The organism is uncultured Halorubrum sp., from assembly GCF_937146585.1.
In the GTDB taxonomy this organism is placed as follows: Archaea; Halobacteriota; Halobacteria; order Halobacteriales; family Haloferacaceae; genus Halorubrum; species Halorubrum miltondacostae.
On the sequence record NZ_CAKZRO010000112.1, the window covers coordinates 1 to 16,295 of the forward strand.

16 protein-coding genes and 1 pseudogene are annotated in these 16,295 nt (G+C 70.7%); 8 read left to right on the forward strand and 9 right to left on the reverse strand.

The window, feature by feature from the left end; all coding sequences use genetic code 11:
* On the reverse strand, window positions 1-547 hold a 547-nt coding region (locus Q0116_RS09240), incomplete at its 3' end, for a hypothetical protein (RefSeq protein WP_297887219.1).
* A 183-nt stretch (window positions 548-730) separates the two neighbouring features.
* Between Q0116_RS09240 and Q0116_RS09245 the strand changes: the two genes are divergently transcribed.
* From Q0116_RS09245 to Q0116_RS09255, 3 genes are all read left to right on the forward strand, one after another.
* Window positions 731-1,861 carry a tRNA (guanine(26)-N(2))-dimethyltransferase gene (locus Q0116_RS09245; protein ID WP_297887221.1) on the forward strand — a complete coding sequence of 377 codons (1,131 nt, stop codon included), beginning with the start codon at window positions 731-733 and terminating at the stop codon, window positions 1,859-1,861.
* A 97-nt stretch (window positions 1,862-1,958) separates the two neighbouring features.
* Window positions 1,959-3,281: a YihY/virulence factor BrkB family protein gene (locus Q0116_RS09250; protein ID WP_297887223.1), complete on the forward strand. Its 1,323-nt coding sequence runs from the start codon at window positions 1,959-1,961 to the stop codon at window positions 3,279-3,281.
* Between the two features lie 105 nt (window positions 3,282-3,386).
* Window positions 3,387-4,367 carry a phosphatase PAP2 family protein gene (locus Q0116_RS09255; protein ID WP_297887225.1) on the forward strand — a complete coding sequence of 327 codons (981 nt, stop codon included), beginning with the start codon at window positions 3,387-3,389 and terminating at the stop codon, window positions 4,365-4,367.
* A gap of 44 nt (window positions 4,368-4,411) precedes the next feature.
* On the opposite strand, the gene glnA is transcribed toward Q0116_RS09255, so the two are convergent.
* A complete protein-coding gene (glnA, locus tag Q0116_RS09260; RefSeq protein WP_297887227.1) occupies window positions 4,412-5,776 on the reverse strand; it encodes a type I glutamate--ammonia ligase in 1,365 nt (454 codons plus the stop codon).
* A gap of 126 nt (window positions 5,777-5,902) precedes the next feature.
* Here glnA and lrp point away from each other — a divergent pair, with 126 nt between their 5' ends.
* Window positions 5,903-6,361, forward strand: a complete 459-nt coding sequence (gene lrp / locus Q0116_RS09265; protein WP_006114444.1) for an HTH-type transcriptional regulator Lrp — start codon at window positions 5,903-5,905, stop codon at window positions 6,359-6,361.
* Between the two features lie 57 nt (window positions 6,362-6,418).
* On the opposite strand, the gene Q0116_RS09270 is transcribed toward lrp, so the two are convergent.
* Window positions 6,419-7,642 (reverse strand): phosphoglycerate kinase, encoded by a 1,224-nt coding sequence (locus Q0116_RS09270; RefSeq protein WP_297887232.1) that lies wholly within the window; start codon window positions 7,640-7,642, stop codon window positions 6,419-6,421.
* A 172-nt stretch (window positions 7,643-7,814) separates the two neighbouring features.
* Entirely contained in the window at window positions 7,815-8,867 is a 1,053-nt protein-coding gene (gene gap / locus Q0116_RS09275) for a type I glyceraldehyde-3-phosphate dehydrogenase (RefSeq protein WP_297887235.1), read from the reverse strand.
* A gap of 230 nt (window positions 8,868-9,097) precedes the next feature.
* Between gap and Q0116_RS09280 the strand changes: the two genes are divergently transcribed.
* Window positions 9,098-9,478: an Hsp20/alpha crystallin family protein gene (locus tag Q0116_RS09280; protein WP_297887238.1), complete on the forward strand. Its 381-nt coding sequence runs from the start codon at window positions 9,098-9,100 to the stop codon at window positions 9,476-9,478.
* 23 nt (window positions 9,479-9,501) lie between these two features.
* Here Q0116_RS09280 and Q0116_RS09285 read toward each other — a convergent pair whose 3' ends face one another.
* Entirely contained in the window at window positions 9,502-10,407 is a 906-nt protein-coding gene (locus Q0116_RS09285) for a RimK family alpha-L-glutamate ligase (protein ID WP_297887241.1), read from the reverse strand.
* 110 nt (window positions 10,408-10,517) lie between these two features.
* Complete coding sequence (eif1A, locus tag Q0116_RS09290; RefSeq protein WP_297887244.1) at window positions 10,518-10,817, reverse strand: translation initiation factor eIF-1A; 300 nt, start codon at window positions 10,815-10,817, stop codon at window positions 10,518-10,520.
* 138 nt (window positions 10,818-10,955) lie between these two features.
* Between eif1A and Q0116_RS09295 the strand changes: the two genes are divergently transcribed.
* Together Q0116_RS09295 and Q0116_RS09300 are read left to right on the forward strand one after the other, a co-directional pair.
* Window positions 10,956-11,135: a hypothetical protein gene (locus Q0116_RS09295; RefSeq protein WP_297887247.1), complete on the forward strand. Its 180-nt coding sequence runs from the start codon at window positions 10,956-10,958 to the stop codon at window positions 11,133-11,135.
* Between the two features lie 97 nt (window positions 11,136-11,232).
* Window positions 11,233-11,478, forward strand: a complete 246-nt coding sequence (locus tag Q0116_RS09300) for a hypothetical protein (protein ID WP_297887249.1) — start codon at window positions 11,233-11,235, stop codon at window positions 11,476-11,478.
* 3 nt (window positions 11,479-11,481) lie between these two features.
* Here Q0116_RS09300 and Q0116_RS09305 read toward each other — a convergent pair whose 3' ends face one another.
* Window positions 11,482-13,200 (reverse strand): cryptochrome/photolyase family protein, encoded by a 1,719-nt coding sequence (locus Q0116_RS09305; RefSeq protein WP_297887251.1) that lies wholly within the window; start codon window positions 13,198-13,200, stop codon window positions 11,482-11,484.
* A gap of 140 nt (window positions 13,201-13,340) precedes the next feature.
* Here Q0116_RS09305 and Q0116_RS09310 point away from each other — a divergent pair, with 140 nt between their 5' ends.
* Window positions 13,341-13,538: a hypothetical protein gene (locus Q0116_RS09310; protein ID WP_006114436.1), complete on the forward strand. Its 198-nt coding sequence runs from the start codon at window positions 13,341-13,343 to the stop codon at window positions 13,536-13,538.
* 70 nt (window positions 13,539-13,608) lie between these two features.
* Here Q0116_RS09310 and Q0116_RS09315 read toward each other — a convergent pair whose 3' ends face one another.
* Both Q0116_RS09315 and Q0116_RS09320 read right to left on the reverse strand, forming a co-directional pair.
* A complete protein-coding gene (locus Q0116_RS09315; protein ID WP_297887254.1) occupies window positions 13,609-15,153 on the reverse strand; it encodes a PGF-CTERM sorting domain-containing protein in 1,545 nt (514 codons plus the stop codon).
* Window positions 15,154-15,162: 9 nt separating this feature from the next.
* Window positions 15,163-16,295, reverse strand: a pseudogene (locus Q0116_RS09320) (hypothetical protein); the annotation flags it as partial.

A 16,295-nucleotide genomic window follows, 5' to 3' on the forward strand; every position in this document is an offset into this window, starting at 1 on the left:
CTTCGACCGTTTCGCCGACCTTCTCTTCGACCGTTTCGCCGACCTTCTCTTCGACCGTTTCGCCGACCTTCTCTTCGACGGTCTTCTCGACGGTCTCGCCCACGGTCTCCTCGACTTTCCCCGTCACTTCCTCGCTGACGGTGTCGCTGACGTCGCCGGCGACGTCGCTGACCTCCTTGTTGACCGTCTCGCCGACGCTCTTCTCGACCTCCTCGCTCACCTTCTTGCCGACGGTCTCCTCGACTGTCTTCTCGACCTCCTTGCTCACCGTCTCGCCGACGCTCTTCTCGACCTCTTTGTCGACGGTCTCGCCGACGCTCTCTTCGACTTGCTTGCCGACCTGGTCAGCGACCTCGCGGGTCATCCAGTCCGGGTCGAACCGGGCCATCTTCCAGACGACGTGGATCACGTACGAGGCGAACACCCCGATCCCGAACGCGATCGCGACGTTGAACACCGGGAGCGTCGCGATGAGCACGATAGACAGGATGATCAGGGCCCCGTACGCGAGGTCCGTGAGCGCGTCCACTCGCGCCGGACTTACCATCCGTGCCCCTCCGTCTCCTCGCCGACCGGATCGCGTCGTCGCGTGGCGTCTCCGTTCATACGTCCGCATTCCGCGCCGACGGGGTAAAAGCCTCCCTCGTTGCGTCCCGCCGCCGCGGCGGTCGCTTCCGGCCTCCCGCCCTCGGAGCGCGGCCCTTTTAGCCGGGATGACCGAATCGAGCGTATGGACATCGAAGAGGGCGGACTCACCGTCTCCGTCCCGGAGGCCCGCGACGGCGCCAGCGAGGGCACCGGCGGCGGCGTCTTCTTCAACCCGACCCAAGAGCTGAACCGCGACGTGACGGTCGCGACGCTGCGCGCCTACCGCGACCGCGAACCGCGCGTCGCCTCGTACCTCGACGCGATGGCCGCCTCCGGAGTCCGGGGGGTCCGCGCCGCCGCCGAGGGATACGACGTCACCTGCGCCGACGTCGACGCCGACGCGGTCGGCCTCGCCGCCGCGAACCTCGACGCCAACGGCCTCGACGGCGAGGCGGTCCACCGCGACGTCAACGCCTTACTGTACGAGGAGGGGCCGTTCGACGTCGTCGACCTCGACCCGTACGGCACGCCGATCCCCTTCGCCGACGCCGCGTTCGCGAACGGCCGCAACCTGATCTGTGTCACCGCGACCGACACCGCGCCGCTGTGCGGCGCGCACCTCCAGAGCGGGATCCGCAAGTACGGCGCGGTCCCGCGCAACACCGACTATCACCCGGAGATGGGGCTCCGGACGCTGATCTCCGCGCTGGTGCGGACCGCCGCGCGGTACGACAAGGCGGCCACGCCGATCCTCTCGCACGTCTCCCGGCACTACGCGCGGACCTACCTCGAACTGGAGTCAGGCGCGCGCGCTGCCGACGACTGCCTCGACGCGCTGGGACACGTCGACCACTGCGAGGACTGCCTCTGGCGCTCGGCGACGCGCGGCCACCTCGCCGATCCGGTCGACGACTGTCCGGCGTGCGGGAGCGACCGCGTGCTCACGGCCGGGCCGCTCTGGCTCGGCCCGGTCGCGGACCCTGACTTCGCGCGTGCCGTCCGTCGCGAGGTGACCGACGACATGGGCGAGGCGAAGCGCGCGCGCAAGCTCCTCGGCACGGTCGCGCGCGAGATCGACACCCCCACGCACTACGACCAGCACCGCCTGTACAAGCAGTGGGGCGAGCCCGCCATCGGCATGGACGAGTTCGTCGAGCGCCTGCGCGGGGCCGGCCACGAGGCGAGCCGCGCGCACTACCGCGGCACGGCGGTGAAGAGCACGGCGTCGATCCCCGAGATGCGCGCGGCCGTCCTCGGCGAGGACGCGGACTGACGGCTTCGCCCCGCGAACGCCGCACCCGCGCCGCCGACGCCGCACCCGCGCCGCCGGCACCACCCCGCTTTTGTCGACTTCGGTCGAAAGCCCGGACGTGTCCAGACACTCGCGCACCGCGCTCGGTGCGGTCCGGCGCGTCGCCGACGTCGCCGTCGACCGACAGGTGACGTTCCTCGCCGCCGCCATCGCCTACTACGCCTTCGTCTCGCTCGTCCCCGCGCTCCTCCTCCTCGTCGTCGTTGCCACCGCCGTCTTCGGCGAGACCATCGCCGCGGAGCTGGTCGCGTCGACGGGCGACTTCCTCACCCCGGCCGGCGAGGAGGCGGTCGTCGACGCCGTCTCCTCCGCCGGCGGTCGGACCGGGGCGAGCCTGCTCGGGGTCGGGCTGCTGCTCTGGTCGACGCTGAAGGTGTTCCGCGGGCTCGACACGGCGTTCGTCTCCCTGTACGGCGGCGACGAGACGCCGGGGTTCCTCGCGCAGATCGCGGACGCCGCCTCTGTCGTCGTCGGGGTCGGCGTCGGCATCGGGGTGATGGTGGGCGTCGGCGCGTTCGTCGCGGCCGCGGAGGCGGTCCCGCTGGTCGAGGCGGCGAGCGTCCTCGCCTTACCCGTCTTCCTCGCGGCCGTCTTCCTCCCGATGTACTACCTCCTGCCGCAGCCGCGTATCGGCGTCCGCGAGGCGCTGCCGGGCGCGGCGTTCGCGGCGGTCTGCTGGACGCTGCTCCAAGCCGGGTTCCAGCTCTACGCCGCGGGGGCCGCGCAGTACCAGGTGTACGGCGTCATCGGCGGCATCCTGCTCCTCGTCACGTGGCTGTACCTCGCCGCCGTCGTCGTCGTCCTCGGCGGCGTGGTCAACGTGGTGCTCGCGGGGCGCGGGGCCGGCGGCGACGGGCCGACCGAGGCTGGGAGCGACGGCGTCGGCGTCGCGGCCGGCGGCTCCGACGACGCCGCGGACCGGCAGTTACAACAGGACCGCGACCGACCCACGGGTATGAACGGCGAGTCGGATCCCGACGGGGACGACGACGAACGGCCGCGCGGCGCGCCGGACGTCGCCGCTCTCGAGGCGGAGGTCCGGGAGCTGCGGTCGCAGCTCGACGAGTTCGAAGACGACGTGGAACGCCGGACGGTCGACAAACCGGAGGTCGAGTCGGAACTGAAGCGGTACGTCCGCTCGCGGATGCGCCGGGGCCACGCCCGGGGCTGGGGGCCGTACCTCGTGCTGCTGTACGGGACCGTGCTGACGCTCGCCGCGTTGACCTCCCTCGACGGGATCTACGCGGTCGGCGCGATCGTCGTCCTCGGGCTGTCGACGCTCGGCCTGTACACGATCTTCGTCGTCGTCGGCATCGGCCTCAACCTGATCGAGACGCCCGGCAAGGCGCTCGACTACGCCCGCCGCCGCGGCGATGACTGACACCGCGCCTCCCGCCCCGGTGACGATCGACGCCGCGCCCCGCGGCCCGGTGACGACCGCCCCCGCGCCTTCCGACCCGGCGGCGAGCGACCGCGTGATCGGCGCGTGACCGGACTCGTCGCGGCCGAGCGCGGGGTCGGCGAGGTAGTCCTCGTCGACGCGCTCCCCGAGTTCGTCGTCGTCGCCTTCGCGGCCGTCACCCACCTCGCGGACCCGTGGTTCCTCTTCGCGCTGCTCGCGGTCGGCTACTGGTTCGCGGGCGACGAGGTCGCCGGCTCGCCGCGCCGCGCCGGCGCGACCGCCATCGCGGCGGTCACCTGTGCGTACGCCGCGACGGCGCTCGGGAAGGCGTGGTTCGCGGTCCCCCGACCGCCCGGCGCGATGCCGCCGGCCGACGTCCCGACGTGGCTCCCCACGCTCCTCTCCGGCTGGTACGAGGCGCAGGTGCTCTCGGACGGGTTCGGCTTCCCCAGCGGGCACGCCACCGGCGGCGCGGCAGCGTACCTCGCGATCGCGCTGCTGTACGACCGGCTCTGGACCGACCGCCGCCGCTACCTCGCGGCCGGAGCGGCCGCCGTCGCCGTCGCGGCCTCCCGGGTGATCATCGAGGTCCACTACCTCGTCGACGTGCTCGCGGGGCTGGCCGTCGGCGCGGGGACCGTCGCCGTCGCGCTGTGGCTCGCCGGCGACCCGCGAGTCCGGCGGTCGGCCGACGCGGACCCGTCCGCCGGACCGACCGCCGAACTGGACCCCGCGCCGGCGTTCGCCCTCGCGGCGGTCGTCTCGGCCGGCGCGCTGGCCGTCGCCGTCGCGGGCGGACACACGGGGGAGGTCGTCGAGGCGGGGATCGGGATCGCCACCGGCGCCGGCGGCGCGATCGGGTGGCGACTCGTCGACGGCGCGGAGCCGTCGGTCCCGGCCCGCGTCGCCGTCCCCGCGCTGGCGGTCACCGGCGGGCTCTGGGTCGGCGCGTACGCCCTCTCGGGAGCGCTCCCGGTGACGCTGGCGGCGACGACCGCCGCCGTGGTCGCCGTCGTCGCGCTCCCGGCGCTGCCCGGACGGGTGGAGCCGGCGCTCGGCGGCTGACGCGGCGCAAAAAAGCTCGGTCGCGGGATATCCGCCGGTCGCCCTCAGAACGTTTCGAGGTAGCGGTCCTCCTCCCACTGCGACACCTGGGTGAGGTACTCGCTGAACTCCTGGGACTTCGCCTCGGCGAACTTCTCGGAGGTGTGCGGCCCGAGGGCCTCCTGAAGCACTTCGTCGGTCTCCAGCTCCTCGACGGCCGCGCCGAGGTTCGGCGGCAGCGTCTCGATGCCGTACTCCTCGCGCTTCGCGTCGTCGAACTCGTAGATGTCCTCGCGCACCGGGTCGCCGGGGTCGGCGCCGGTCTTGATCCCGTCGAGGCCGGCGGCGATGAGCGACGCCATGCCGAGGTAGGGGTTACAGGACGGGTCGGGGCTGCGGACCTCGAACCGCGCGGAGACGCCCGCGGCGTCCGGGACGCGGACGAGCGCCGAGCGGTTCGTGTCGGACCACGCGACGTAGATGGGGGCCTCGTAGCCGGGCACCAGCCGCTTGTAGGAGTTCACGGTCGGGTTCGTGACCGCCGTGAACGCGGGGGCGTGCTCCAGGATGCCGCCCATGAACTCGTAGGCCGTCTCGCTCAGGTTGAACTCGTCGGAGTCGTCGGCGAAGGCGTTGCCGTCCTCGTCGAACAGCGAGATGTGGCTGTGCATGCCCGAGCCGTTGATGTCGGCGATGGGCTTGGGCATGAACGTGGCGTGGAGGTCGTGCTGCTCGGCGACCGCGCGGACGACGGCGCGGAACGTCGCGATGTTGTCCGCGGTCGTGAGCGCGTCGGCGTACTTGAAGTTGATCTCGTGTTGGCCCTCGGCGACCTCGTGGTGGGAGGCCTCGATCTCGAAGCCCATCTCCTCTAAGGTGAAGATGATCTCCTTGCGCACGTCGGACGCGAGGTCCTTGGGGGCGAGATCGAAGTAGCCGCCGTTGTCGTGCGGGATGGTGGTCGCGTTGCCGTCGTCGTCCTTCTCGAACAGGAAGAACTCCGGCTCCGGACCGATCGAGACGGAGTAGCCCATCTCCTCGGCCTCGGCGAGGACCGACTTCAGGACCTGCCGCGGCCCGCCGACGAACGGCTCGCCGTCGGTGTCGACGATGTCACAGATGAGCCGCGCCGCGCCCGAGTCGCCGTCGTTGCGCCACGGGAGCACCGCGAACGTGTCGGGGTCGGGGACGAGCCGCATGTCCGACTCCTGGATGCGCACGAACCCCTCGATGGAGGAGCCGTCGAAGTAGATCCCTTCGGTAAACGCCTTCTCCGCCTGGTGGGCGGGGACGGAGACGTTCTTCACGACGCCGAGGATGTCAGTGAACTGGAGCCGCAGGAAATCGACGTTCTGCTCCTCGATCTCGTCGAGTACCGCCTGTTCATCGGCCGTGAGGCCGCCGTCCGGTTTCGCGTGTTCGTCCGTCATGTTCTGGACGGTTGAATCGTTATCTGCCAGTATAAAGGCCTTATCGCTTGGCGCATGAACCGCCAGACAGGCAAAACTGCTGGACGTTCGTAAAATTCTAAACCCCCGGAAGCGTGGTTAGGTGTGATGACGTACGAAAACCTCGACGCGAAGCTCATCAACTCGCTGCTCAGCAACGGCCGCGCGAGCCTCCGGAGCCTGGGCGACGAGCTCGATGTCTCGGTGACGACCGTTTCGAACCACCTCCGCGACTTGGAGGAGGAGGGCGTGATCCGGGGGTACACCCCCGTCGTCGACTACGACAAGATCGGGTACGACGTGACGGCCGTGCTCCAGCTCAAGGTCGAGGGGAGCGCGCTGCCGGACGTCACGGAGAAGCTGCGCCAGGAGAAACAGATGGTGAGCGTCTACGAGGTCACCGGCGACTACGACGTGATCGCCATCGGGAAGTTCACCGACACGGACGGGATGAACGACCAGATCAAGTCGATCCTCACGGACGCGGACATCCGGGAGTCGAACACGAGCGTCGTCCTGAACGCGGTCACGGAGAACGAGCAGTTCGACCTCGACGTCGAAGAGTAACTCGACCGGTCGCCCGGCTCGAACGCCCAGCCCCGCTCGGAGACCGATTCCGCCCTTCTACTGCCGTTCCGCCGCCGCCTCCAAGACCTCCACCGCCGGGAGCGGCTCGCCCGTCAGCGCGCGGATGTACGCGCCGCCCGCGATGGAGACGTGCGAGAAGTCCCCCTCGCTGAGGCCGTACATCTCGATGGCCCGGGAGGTGTCGCCGCCGCCGACGACCGAGAAGCAGTCCGTCTCCGCGATGGCCGCCAGGGCCCCGACGGTGCCGTCGGCGAACCGCTCGTCCTCGAAGACGCCGAGCGCGCCCTTCACGAAGACCCCGTCGGACTCGCGGATCAGCGGGCGGTAGTCGTCGACCGTCGCGGCGCCGACGTCGAGGAAGCCCGTCTCCTTCTGGTCGATGTCGTCGACGGCGACCTCCGCGCGCTCGCCGTCCGGGCCCTCGTACGCGAGGTCGCTCGCGAGGTGGATCGCGTCCCCGCGCTCGTCGAGGACCGACTCGATCAGCTCGCGGTTCCGCTCCCACTGCTCGTCGAAGAGGTCCATCTCGCCCACGTCGCGACCGACCGGGTGGCCCGCGGCGCGGAGGAACAGCTCGCCGGCGACGCCGCCGAGCAGGAAGCGGTCGACGCGGTCGTCCAGCGCGTCCATCACGCCGATGACGTCGGTCGCCTTCGTCCCGCCGACGACCATCGTCACGGGGCCCTCGAACTCCCGGGTCGCGATGGCGGTGTTCGCCTCGTACTCCGTCTCCATCACGCGGCCCGCGTACGCGGGGAGCGCAAGGGGGAAGCCGACGAGCGAGGCGTGCTTGCGGTGGGCCGCGGAGTAGGCGTCGTTGACGTACGCGTCGAAGCGCGGCGCGAGCGTCCGGACGAACTCCGTCTCCGCCTTCTCCTCGGGCGACTCCTCGGGCAGTTCGTCCTCGCACATCCGGGTGTTCTCTAACAGGAGGACCTCGCCCGCGTCGAGCGCGTCGATTGCCTCCAGCGCCTCGTCGCCGTACGTGTCGGCGACGAACGCCACGTCGCGGCCGACGTGGTCCGCGAGGATCGCCGCGTGGCCGGCGAGCGACGTGAAGTCGTCGCGGCCGGGGCGGCCCTGGTGGGCCATGAGGACGACCCGGTGGCCGGCCGCGGCGAGTTCGCGGACCGTCTCCGCGTGGCGCTCGAAGCGGCGGTTGTCCTGCGGTGATCCGTCCTCGATGGGGGAGTTGAGGTCCAGTCGAACGAGGACGCGCGAGTCGGCCGGGAGGTCGTCGATGGTGTCGAACTCGGGCATGGTGAACGGTCGTCGATGGGGTAGTTAAGCGGTTGCGCTCCGGGGGAACGTTGCCGTCGGGAACCGGCCCCGTGGAACGTCGCTGTCAGGGAACGGCACCGTGGAACGTCGCCGTCAGGGAACGGCACCGTCGAGCCGACGCGTCAGCCGGACGCGTCGGGGATCGAGCCGTCTACGCCTCGTCCTGGACGTACGCGGCCATGTCGAGCATCCGGTTCGAGAAGCCGTACTCGTTGTCGTACCAGGTGAGGATCTTCAGCAGCTTCCCGCCGGCGATGACGTTCGTCGACTGGAGGTCGACGTAGCTGGAGAAGGGGAGCCCGACGATGTCGGAGGAGACGACCTCGTCGTCGGTGTAGCCGAGGACGCCGGCGAGCGGACCGGAGTCGGCCGCGTCGCGGAAGGCCGCGTTGACCTCCTCCTCGGTGACGGTCTCCTCGAGGCTGACGACGAACTCCGTGAGCGAGCCGGTCGGGACCGGGACGCGCATCGCCATGCCGTCGATCTTGCCCTCGAGCTGCGGGAGGACCTTCTGGGCGGCGCCGGCCGCACCGGTGGAGGTGGGGACGATGTTCTCGGCGGCCGCACGGCCGCGGCGGCGCTTGCTCATCGGGCCGTCGATGAGGCTCTGGGAGCCCGTGTAGGCGTGGACGGTGGTGAGGGTGCCGGCGTCGATGCCGAACTCCGCGTCGAGCACCTTCGCGACCGGCGTGATGGAGTTCGTCGTACAGGAGGCGTTCGAGACCACGTCGTCGCCCTCGTACTCGTCGTGGTTGACGCCGTAGACGAGCTGTTTGACCGGCTTCTCGCCCTTCGGCGGGGCCGAGATGATCACGGTGTCCGCGCCGCCGTCGAGGTGCGCGCTGGCGTCGTCGCGGGTGCGGAAGATGCCCGTACACTCCAAGGCGACGTCGACGTCGAGCTCGTCCCAGGGGAGGTCGGCGGGGTCCTGGACGTTGAACAGCGGCACCTCGGTCCCCCCGACGGTCAGCGCGTCGCCGTCGCGCTCGACGCCGTCCAGCCGGCCCATGACGGTGTCGTACTTGGCGAGATAGCCCATGTCGTCGAAGTCCATCACGTCGTTGATCCCGGCGAGCTCGATCCGGGGGTTCTCCAGCACCGCGCGGAACACGTTTCGCCCGATGCGACCGAAGCCGTTGAGCCCCACCCGGACGACCTCGTCGTCGCTCACGTCTTCGCCGGCTGACAGGTACGATTTACTCATGTTCGAAAAAGCCGAGCCGCAACTACTTAAATCCGGCTCAGTCCGACGGAGATCGTCATAATCGTTCGAATTTGTTACGATCGGCGTCACGGATCCGCCGTCTCGTCGACGGATCGTCACCCGTCGCCGGTGTCGGCCGACGCCGGTCGTCGCCGCCGGGCGACGAGCGGATACCGGCCGATACGGCGACCGACAGAAGGCTTATCGGAGTCACCGACTTCACGTGGGGTATGGACAGAGACGACCGCGACGATCCGTTCGGAGACTTCTTCGAGGAGATCGAGCGGATGATGAACGAGATGGCCACCGGCGACGCCGCGTCGGCCGACGACGCCGGGTTCGGCTCCGACACCCACGTCGACGCGTACACGACCGAGGAGTCGGTCCGTCTCGTCGCCGACCTCCCCGCCGTCTCGAAGGACGACCTCTCGCTCCGCTGCGACGGCGACGCGCTCACCATCTCGGCCGTCTCCGACCGGCGCGAGTACGACGAGACGGTCGAACTCCCCGCGCCCGTCGACGAGCACTCCGCGGACGCGACGTTCAACAACGGCGTCTTGGAGGTCTCGTTCGACCGCGACGACGACAGCGCGTCGATCGACTTGGTCTGAGCCGGCCCGTCACTCCCCGCTTCTCACTCGTTCTCTGCGGTTCGCCTGACGAGCGCCGCGAACCGGTCGTAGAAGTCCTCTTCGTACTTCGTCGCCGCGTCGACGGTCGGCCGCGCGTTCGTCTCGTTGACCACGAGGCGGTCGTCGGTCGCGAGCAGGTCGACGCCGAGGTAGTCGATCCCGAGCGCCGCCGCCGCGCGCTCCGCGAGCTCCCGCGCCTCGGGGTCGAGGTCGACGCCCCGGGCCGTCGCACCGCGGTGGACGTTGTGCTTCCACCGGCCGGCCGCGAGCGCGTCGGCGTCGAGTTCGCGCCGCACCGCCCCGGCGTACGCGCCGTCGACGACCATCGCGCGGTAGTCGCGCGCGTCGGGGAGGTACTCCTGGATCAGGAACGACTTGTCGCCGGTGGCGCGGTAGTCGTGAATCAGGTTCAGGTAGTCGACCACGCCTAAGAGCGAGTCGAGGTCGGTCGCGGCCGCGACGCCGACGCCGCGGGTCGCGGAGTTCGGCTTCACGACGACGGGGTAGGAGAACTCGCTGACGGCGTCGACGACGACCGACTCGTCGACCGGGTTCGACACGAGCGTCGTCCTCGGCGTCGGGAGGCCGACGGCGTCGAGCGTCGCCAGCACGCCGGCCTTGTTGCGCGAGGTGACGACCGCGTCGCGGCCGTTCACCCACGGCACGCCGAGTCGCTCGTCGACGACCGCCCCCTCCATCAGCCGGGTGGGGTAGACGAGGCCGACGTCGAACCCGTCGAACTCGTCGGCGTCGGCCGCCGGGGAGCCGTCGCCCTCGGCGTCACCGCCCGAGACGCGGAGCGATCGCTCTTTCGCCCGCACGTGACCGACGTCGACGCCGCGGTCGGCGAGCGGCCCGCGCACGCGTTCGAACGTCTCCGCGTCGGTCGTCATCGCGAGCCGGAGCATACGCTCGCTGGGGCCCGTTCGAACTTAAGCGCCGCGCGGGCGGCGCGGGGAACGCGGCCGACCGACGCGACGCGACGGGCGCTCGGCGCGCCGTCGGAGAGCCGAGACGCTCACTCCGCCTGCTGGAGGTGGCCTTCCTCGCGGAGCTGTTCGGCCTCGCTCTTCTCGTAGCGCCACGAGATGTCGGCCTTCTCGTCCTGCCAGTCCCACGGCTCGACGAGGACGATGTCGTCTTCGCGGATCCACACGCGCTTTTGCATCCGGCCGGGGATGCGCGCGGTTCGCTGTTTGCCGTCCGCACAGCGCACTTTCACGCGGTTCGCGCCGAGCATCTCGACGACCTCCGCGAACACCTCGTCGTCGTCGGGCATCCGGAGGTCGTTCCGACCGCCACCGTCTCCGTTGCTCATGCGTACGCGATGATACGCGCTCGCGGAAATAAAAGGGCCGCTCTGTGCCGGGCGACGCGGACGCGTTCTCGGGCCGCCGCCGAGTCGCGTGCGCGCGAATCAGTCCGATTTAACAACGCTCGACGGCGACTCGACGACATGCGAAGCAAACTCGGCCTCGAAGGCATCGTCGGGCTCCTCCTCGTCGTCGTGGCGGTCGGCATCATCACCTATCGCGACCCCGTCATCGCCGGCGCGATGATGGTGCTCCTCGCGGGACTGGCGCTGATCGCGAAGGGGCTCGCGGACACCGTCATGCGGTCGTTCGGCCTGAAGTGAGTCGCCCAGAGCGGGTCGCTGCCGGTGACTCGGCCGACGACGGGGCGCTCACCGTGGTCCCGAAAGAGTCATAATCGCCGCCCGTCCCTCCTCGGGTATGGTCGAAGTACCTGCCGTCGCGGTCGAACTCGTCGAACTCCTCGCCGTCACCGTCGGTGCCGGCGCGGCCGCCGCGGTCGGCGTCGTGCTCGAACGGTTCGGCCTCTCCGCGGTCTCGGGCGGCGATCTCGTCCTCGGCGCCTGGGCCGTCGGCATGGGGCTGCTCGCGCTGTACGTGGGGCTCGTCGGCCTCGGGTACGAGCAGGCGCTCCCGCGGCTCCGCCGCCTCGCGAGCGGCGAGTAGGCCTCACAGCTCCCCGTCTCCGGCGAGCTCACGCACCCGGTCCGCCCGCTCCCGGATCGCCGCCCACTCCTCGTCGTCCTTCTTGTCGACGTGCGAGTACATCAGTCCCATTCGCCCCGTCCCGCGGAGCGTCTCCTCGTTCTCCTTCAGGAAGTCCCAGTAGAGCGCGTTGAACGGGCAGGCCCCCTCGCCCGTGGTCCGCGAGACGGCGTACCGGCAGTCGGCGCAGTGGTCGCTCATCCGATTGACGTAGTTCCCCGAGGAGGCGTACGGCTTCGAGGAGAGCACGTCGGTGCCGAACGACCCCATCGCGACGACGTTCGGCGTCGTCACCCAGTGGTAGGCGTCGACGAAGCCGAGGTGGAACCACTCGTTCAGCTCCGCGGGGTCGGCGCCGTACACGAGCGCGAAGTTCGACAGCACCATCAGCCGCTCGATGTGGTGGGCGTAGCCGAACTCCCGGACGTGGCCGACCGCCTCCGAGAGACACCGCATGTCCGTCTCGCCGTCCCAGTAGGCCGGGGGGAGCTCCCGCCGTTGGTCCAACTGATTCGCGTCCGCGAGCTCCGGCATCGCCTCGCGATACACGTGGCGCATGAACTCCCGCCAGCCGATCACCTGCCTGACGAACCCCTCGACGGCGTTGAGCGGCACCGGGGCCGGCTCGCCGCTCTCGGCCGCGCTGCCCCCGGTCGCTCCGTCCTCGCTGTCCGCCGCGTCCCCGCCGAACTCGTCGAGCGACGTCGCCGTCCCGCCCCCGTCGCCGTGGTCGTCCGGGTCGTACGCGCCGGGCTCGACGCCGCGCTCCGCGTAGGCGCGCTCGACCGCCCGCACGGGTTCGCGCGGGTCGAGCAGCCCGAGGTTGATCGCCGGCGAGAGCAGCGAGTGCGAGAGGAACGGCTCGCCCCCGACCATCGCGTCCTCGTACCGCCCGAACGCGGGCAACCCGTCTCGGACGAACCGGTCGAGCGCCTCGCGGGCCTCCTCCCGAGTGACTGCCCACCCGAACTCGTCGAGCGAGTCGTTCCCCCACGTGTCGAACCGCTCGCGGACCCACGCGTGCGTCTCGCGGGTCAGCTCGTCCGGTTCGAACGTCGGCCGCCCCGGCGGCGTCCAGTCGTCCGGCGGCGTCTCCTGGTTCAGGTCGTCGTAGTTCCACTCCCCGCCGACCGGGTCGCCGTCGTCCATCAGCACGTCGGCCTCACGGCGGACGTGCCGGTACCAGTTCTCCTGTCGGAAGGTCCGCTCCGCGGCCCCGTCCTCGCCGATCGCGGCCTCCCCGTCGCCGGCCCACCCACGCCAGTCCCCCGGCGTCGTCCAGAACAGCTCGTTGTCGACGAGTTCGAGCGTGCCGCCGCGCTCGGCGACCAGCTCGCGGAGCCGCTCGCCGGCGCCGTGGCTCGCGGGCCGCATGAGCCGGAGGTGCGGGCCGCTGTCGTCGTCGCCGCCGTCCGCCTCGGGACGACGGCCGGCGAAGAACTCGTCGAGCCCCTCGCCGAACGAATCGGCCCGCACGTACGTCACGTCGTGGCCGCGATCGCGGAGGTCGTCGCGGAAGTGCCGCATCGCCGAGAACACGAGCGTCAGCTTGTGGGCGTGGTACGGCTTCCGGTCGGCGAACCCGTGGGCCTCGATCAGCAGCACGTCGTCGGCCCGGTCGAGCACGTCGAGGTCGGGGTTGAGCTGGTCGCCGAGCAGCCAGCAGGTCGTCCGGTCGCTCACGAAACGATCAACGGTCCCGACTCTCATAGCTCCGGCGGCGTCGACGCGGCCGCGGCGGTCCCGAGTCGTCCGCGCCTCCGCGCCGCCCCCGGCTCCGCGTCATCCGCGGCTTTTTGTCGGCCCGTCGTGTCGAGCGACCCATGGACGACATTCTCACGAACTGGCTGCTCGGGCTGATCGCCGCCCTCCTCGCCGTCCTCGTGCTCGACTCGACCGGAGAGTCCTTCCTCGCGCCGCTCTCCCCGGTCGCGAACGTGCTCGCGCTCGTGACGTTCCTCGCGTTCGTCCTCCTCACCGGCGCGTTCCTCGTGTACACCGCGTCGTTCCGGGACCTCTAGCGCGCGCTCTCGCGGCTCGCATTTAGTCGGGTAAAAAAGAAAAAGCGGCTGTTCGGACCGCTCGCGCGCGTCAGCGACGGCGCGCGAGCAGCGCGGCACCGAGCAGTGCGAGCAGCGCGACGACCGGGCCGAACCCGGGCGCCTGCTCTTCGAGCGGCGTGTCGCCGCCGCTCTCGGCGTCGGCGCTCTCCGAGTCGCCGCCCTCGGCGTCGGCGGTCGCGTCGCCCTCGACGACCGAGACGCTGCCGGCGTCGACGCCGTCGACGGCGAACGAGTACTCGCCCGCCTCGTCGACCGGCGTCGAGAACAGCACCTCGATCGACTCGCCGGCGGGCACCGTCACCCGCTGGTCGGTGCGCTCCTCGCCGTCGACGAGCAGCGTGACGGTCGCCGCGCCCTCGGCGGCACCGTCGTTCGTCACGGTCGCGCTCACCTCGACGACCTCGCCCGCGGCGACTTCATCGGCGGTGACGCCCGCCTCCGTCACCGCGACGTCCGCGGTGGCGACGCCGACCGCGAACGGCGAGAACGCGTCGATCTGCGCGGCGAACTCGTAGCGGTCGCCGTCCGCGGAGACCGCTTCGGTGTCGAGCCGCTCCCACCCGTCCGCGTAGTGGTACAGCGCCACGTCCTCCGCGGACGCGTTCGCCGGGAGCGACGCCGGATCGACCGCGAACCGCAGCGTCGCGGACCGGATCCGGTCGGTGCCGATCGGCTCCACGTCGAGGTAGCCGACCGCCTCGGCGTCGTCCAGCGCGGACGCGCCGCCGGTCGGCCGCTCGGCGACGTTCGTCACTTCGATGCGGTAGTCGTCCGGTTCGAGCCGGTGATCGACGGTCATCGACCGGAGCGAGACGCCGGCACCGGAGGCGGCCCCGTCGACGTCGACGTCGACCGGATCGTTACCCGGGACGTCCTCGACGCGAAGCGTCGCGCCGTCGTCGACGGGAATGACGTCGACGCTCGGACCGTCTGGCGTCGAAGCGCCGACCTGTCCGCCACCGCCGCCACCGCCGCCACCGCCGCCACCGCTCGGCGCGCCGGAGGAACCGCCGTCGCTACCGTCGCTACCGTCGCTACCGTCGCTACCGTCGCTGCCGTCGCTACCGTCGCTGCCGTCGCTACCGTCGCTGCCGTCGCTACCGTCGCTGCCGTCGCTGCCGTCGCTGCCGTCACTACCATCGCTACCGTCGCTACCGTCGCCGCCGTCACTGCCGTCGCCGCCGTCCGGATCGTCTCCGAGCGACGGGAACGTCAAGTCGACTTCGACGGCCTCGCCGGGCTGGCACTCGGCGGTTTGGTTCGCGCTCACGCCGCTCGCGAGCTGGAACTCGACGGTGCCGCTGTCGCCTTCGGCGCACTGAACGGTGAGCCGATCGGCGAGCGGGTCCGCGCCACCATACTGACCGTCACCGTCGACCGTGGTCTCGTCGACGACCTCGCCGTCGAGGACGGCCTGGACCGTCGTGCCTTCTGGCGCTGGCTCACCGTCGACCGCGGCGGACCCGTAGAACTCAGCCGGCGGATTCGGCTGCGCGGCCGCCGGAGCGGCGGCGGCCAGCGGCGCGAGCAGGACCACGGCGACGACGAGCAGCGTTCTGGTGGTGTGCGTCATGAGTCTTCGTTACTCGATCTCGTCTTCCTCTTCGTCCGTTTCGAGCGTCTGGATCTCCTCCAGCGCCGTAGCGCCCGAGTCGGGCAGCGTACCGGTGACGCTCGCGTCCTCGGTGCCGGCGTCGACGCTCACCCAGTACCCGGTGTACGGGCTCACGATCTGGTTACCGGGCTCGCCGCCCAGGACGCTGAACGAGGGCGCCTGGCCGGAGGCGTCCTCGGTGCTCTCGAACCACAGCGGCTCGCCGTCCCGCGTCGCCGTCGTGTCGTCCACGAAGTCCGGCTGGTCGGCGGCGTTGCCGTAGAGGTGGCTCACCTGCGCTTCGTCGCCGTTGAGGACGCTGGAGAACGCGGTGTTCACCGTCGTCTTCTTGGGCGCACCGACGAGGTTCCAGCCCTCGTCGAGCTGCTTCACGCCGGGGCTGGCCGTGCCGTCGGACGGGTACTCGAACGCGACCGTCGCGTCCTCGTCGAGGTCGGTCACGACGAACGCGTCGAGCGCGCCGATCGACTCGTTGGCCATGTCGCCGCCGGGGACGAACTCGTCCTCGGAGGCGTCGTACGCGAACACGGACGCGCCCGCGGGCAGGTCGGAGAAGACCTCACCGACCGTCCCCTCGACCGCCGCCGGGAAGGCGACGACCTGCGGGTCGCTCGTGTTCGGCGTGGCCTCGAGCGTCAGCTCGTGGCCGAACTCCTGCGTGTTCTCCGGCTCCTGCACGCTGACGTCCGACTGCGAGACCGTCAGGAACGGGTCGTAGAGCACGTCGCCCTCGAAGGCGGCGTTCCCGTCGATATCCGAGTGCGAGACGCTCGCGTCGGTGTCGTAGTAGTTGAACAGCGCCTCGACGGTCGTCGGCCCGTCGTTGGCGACGTCGACGGCCTCCTCGTCGAGGAGGTCGTTGTACGCCGCGTACGGCGGCTGTTCGGCGTCGAACGCCTCGAAGTAGATGCCGGTGTCGTACGCGTCGAGCACGTTGCGCTCGACGTCGACCGGCTCGTCGGTGCCGACCGCGTCGATCGCGATGCCGACGCCGACGTCGCTGACGTCGTTGTCGGTCACGCTCGCGTCGACGTCGACCGCGCTTACCGCGATGCCGTCGCCGGCGCTCTCGACGCCGTTCGACTCGACGATCGCGGTCA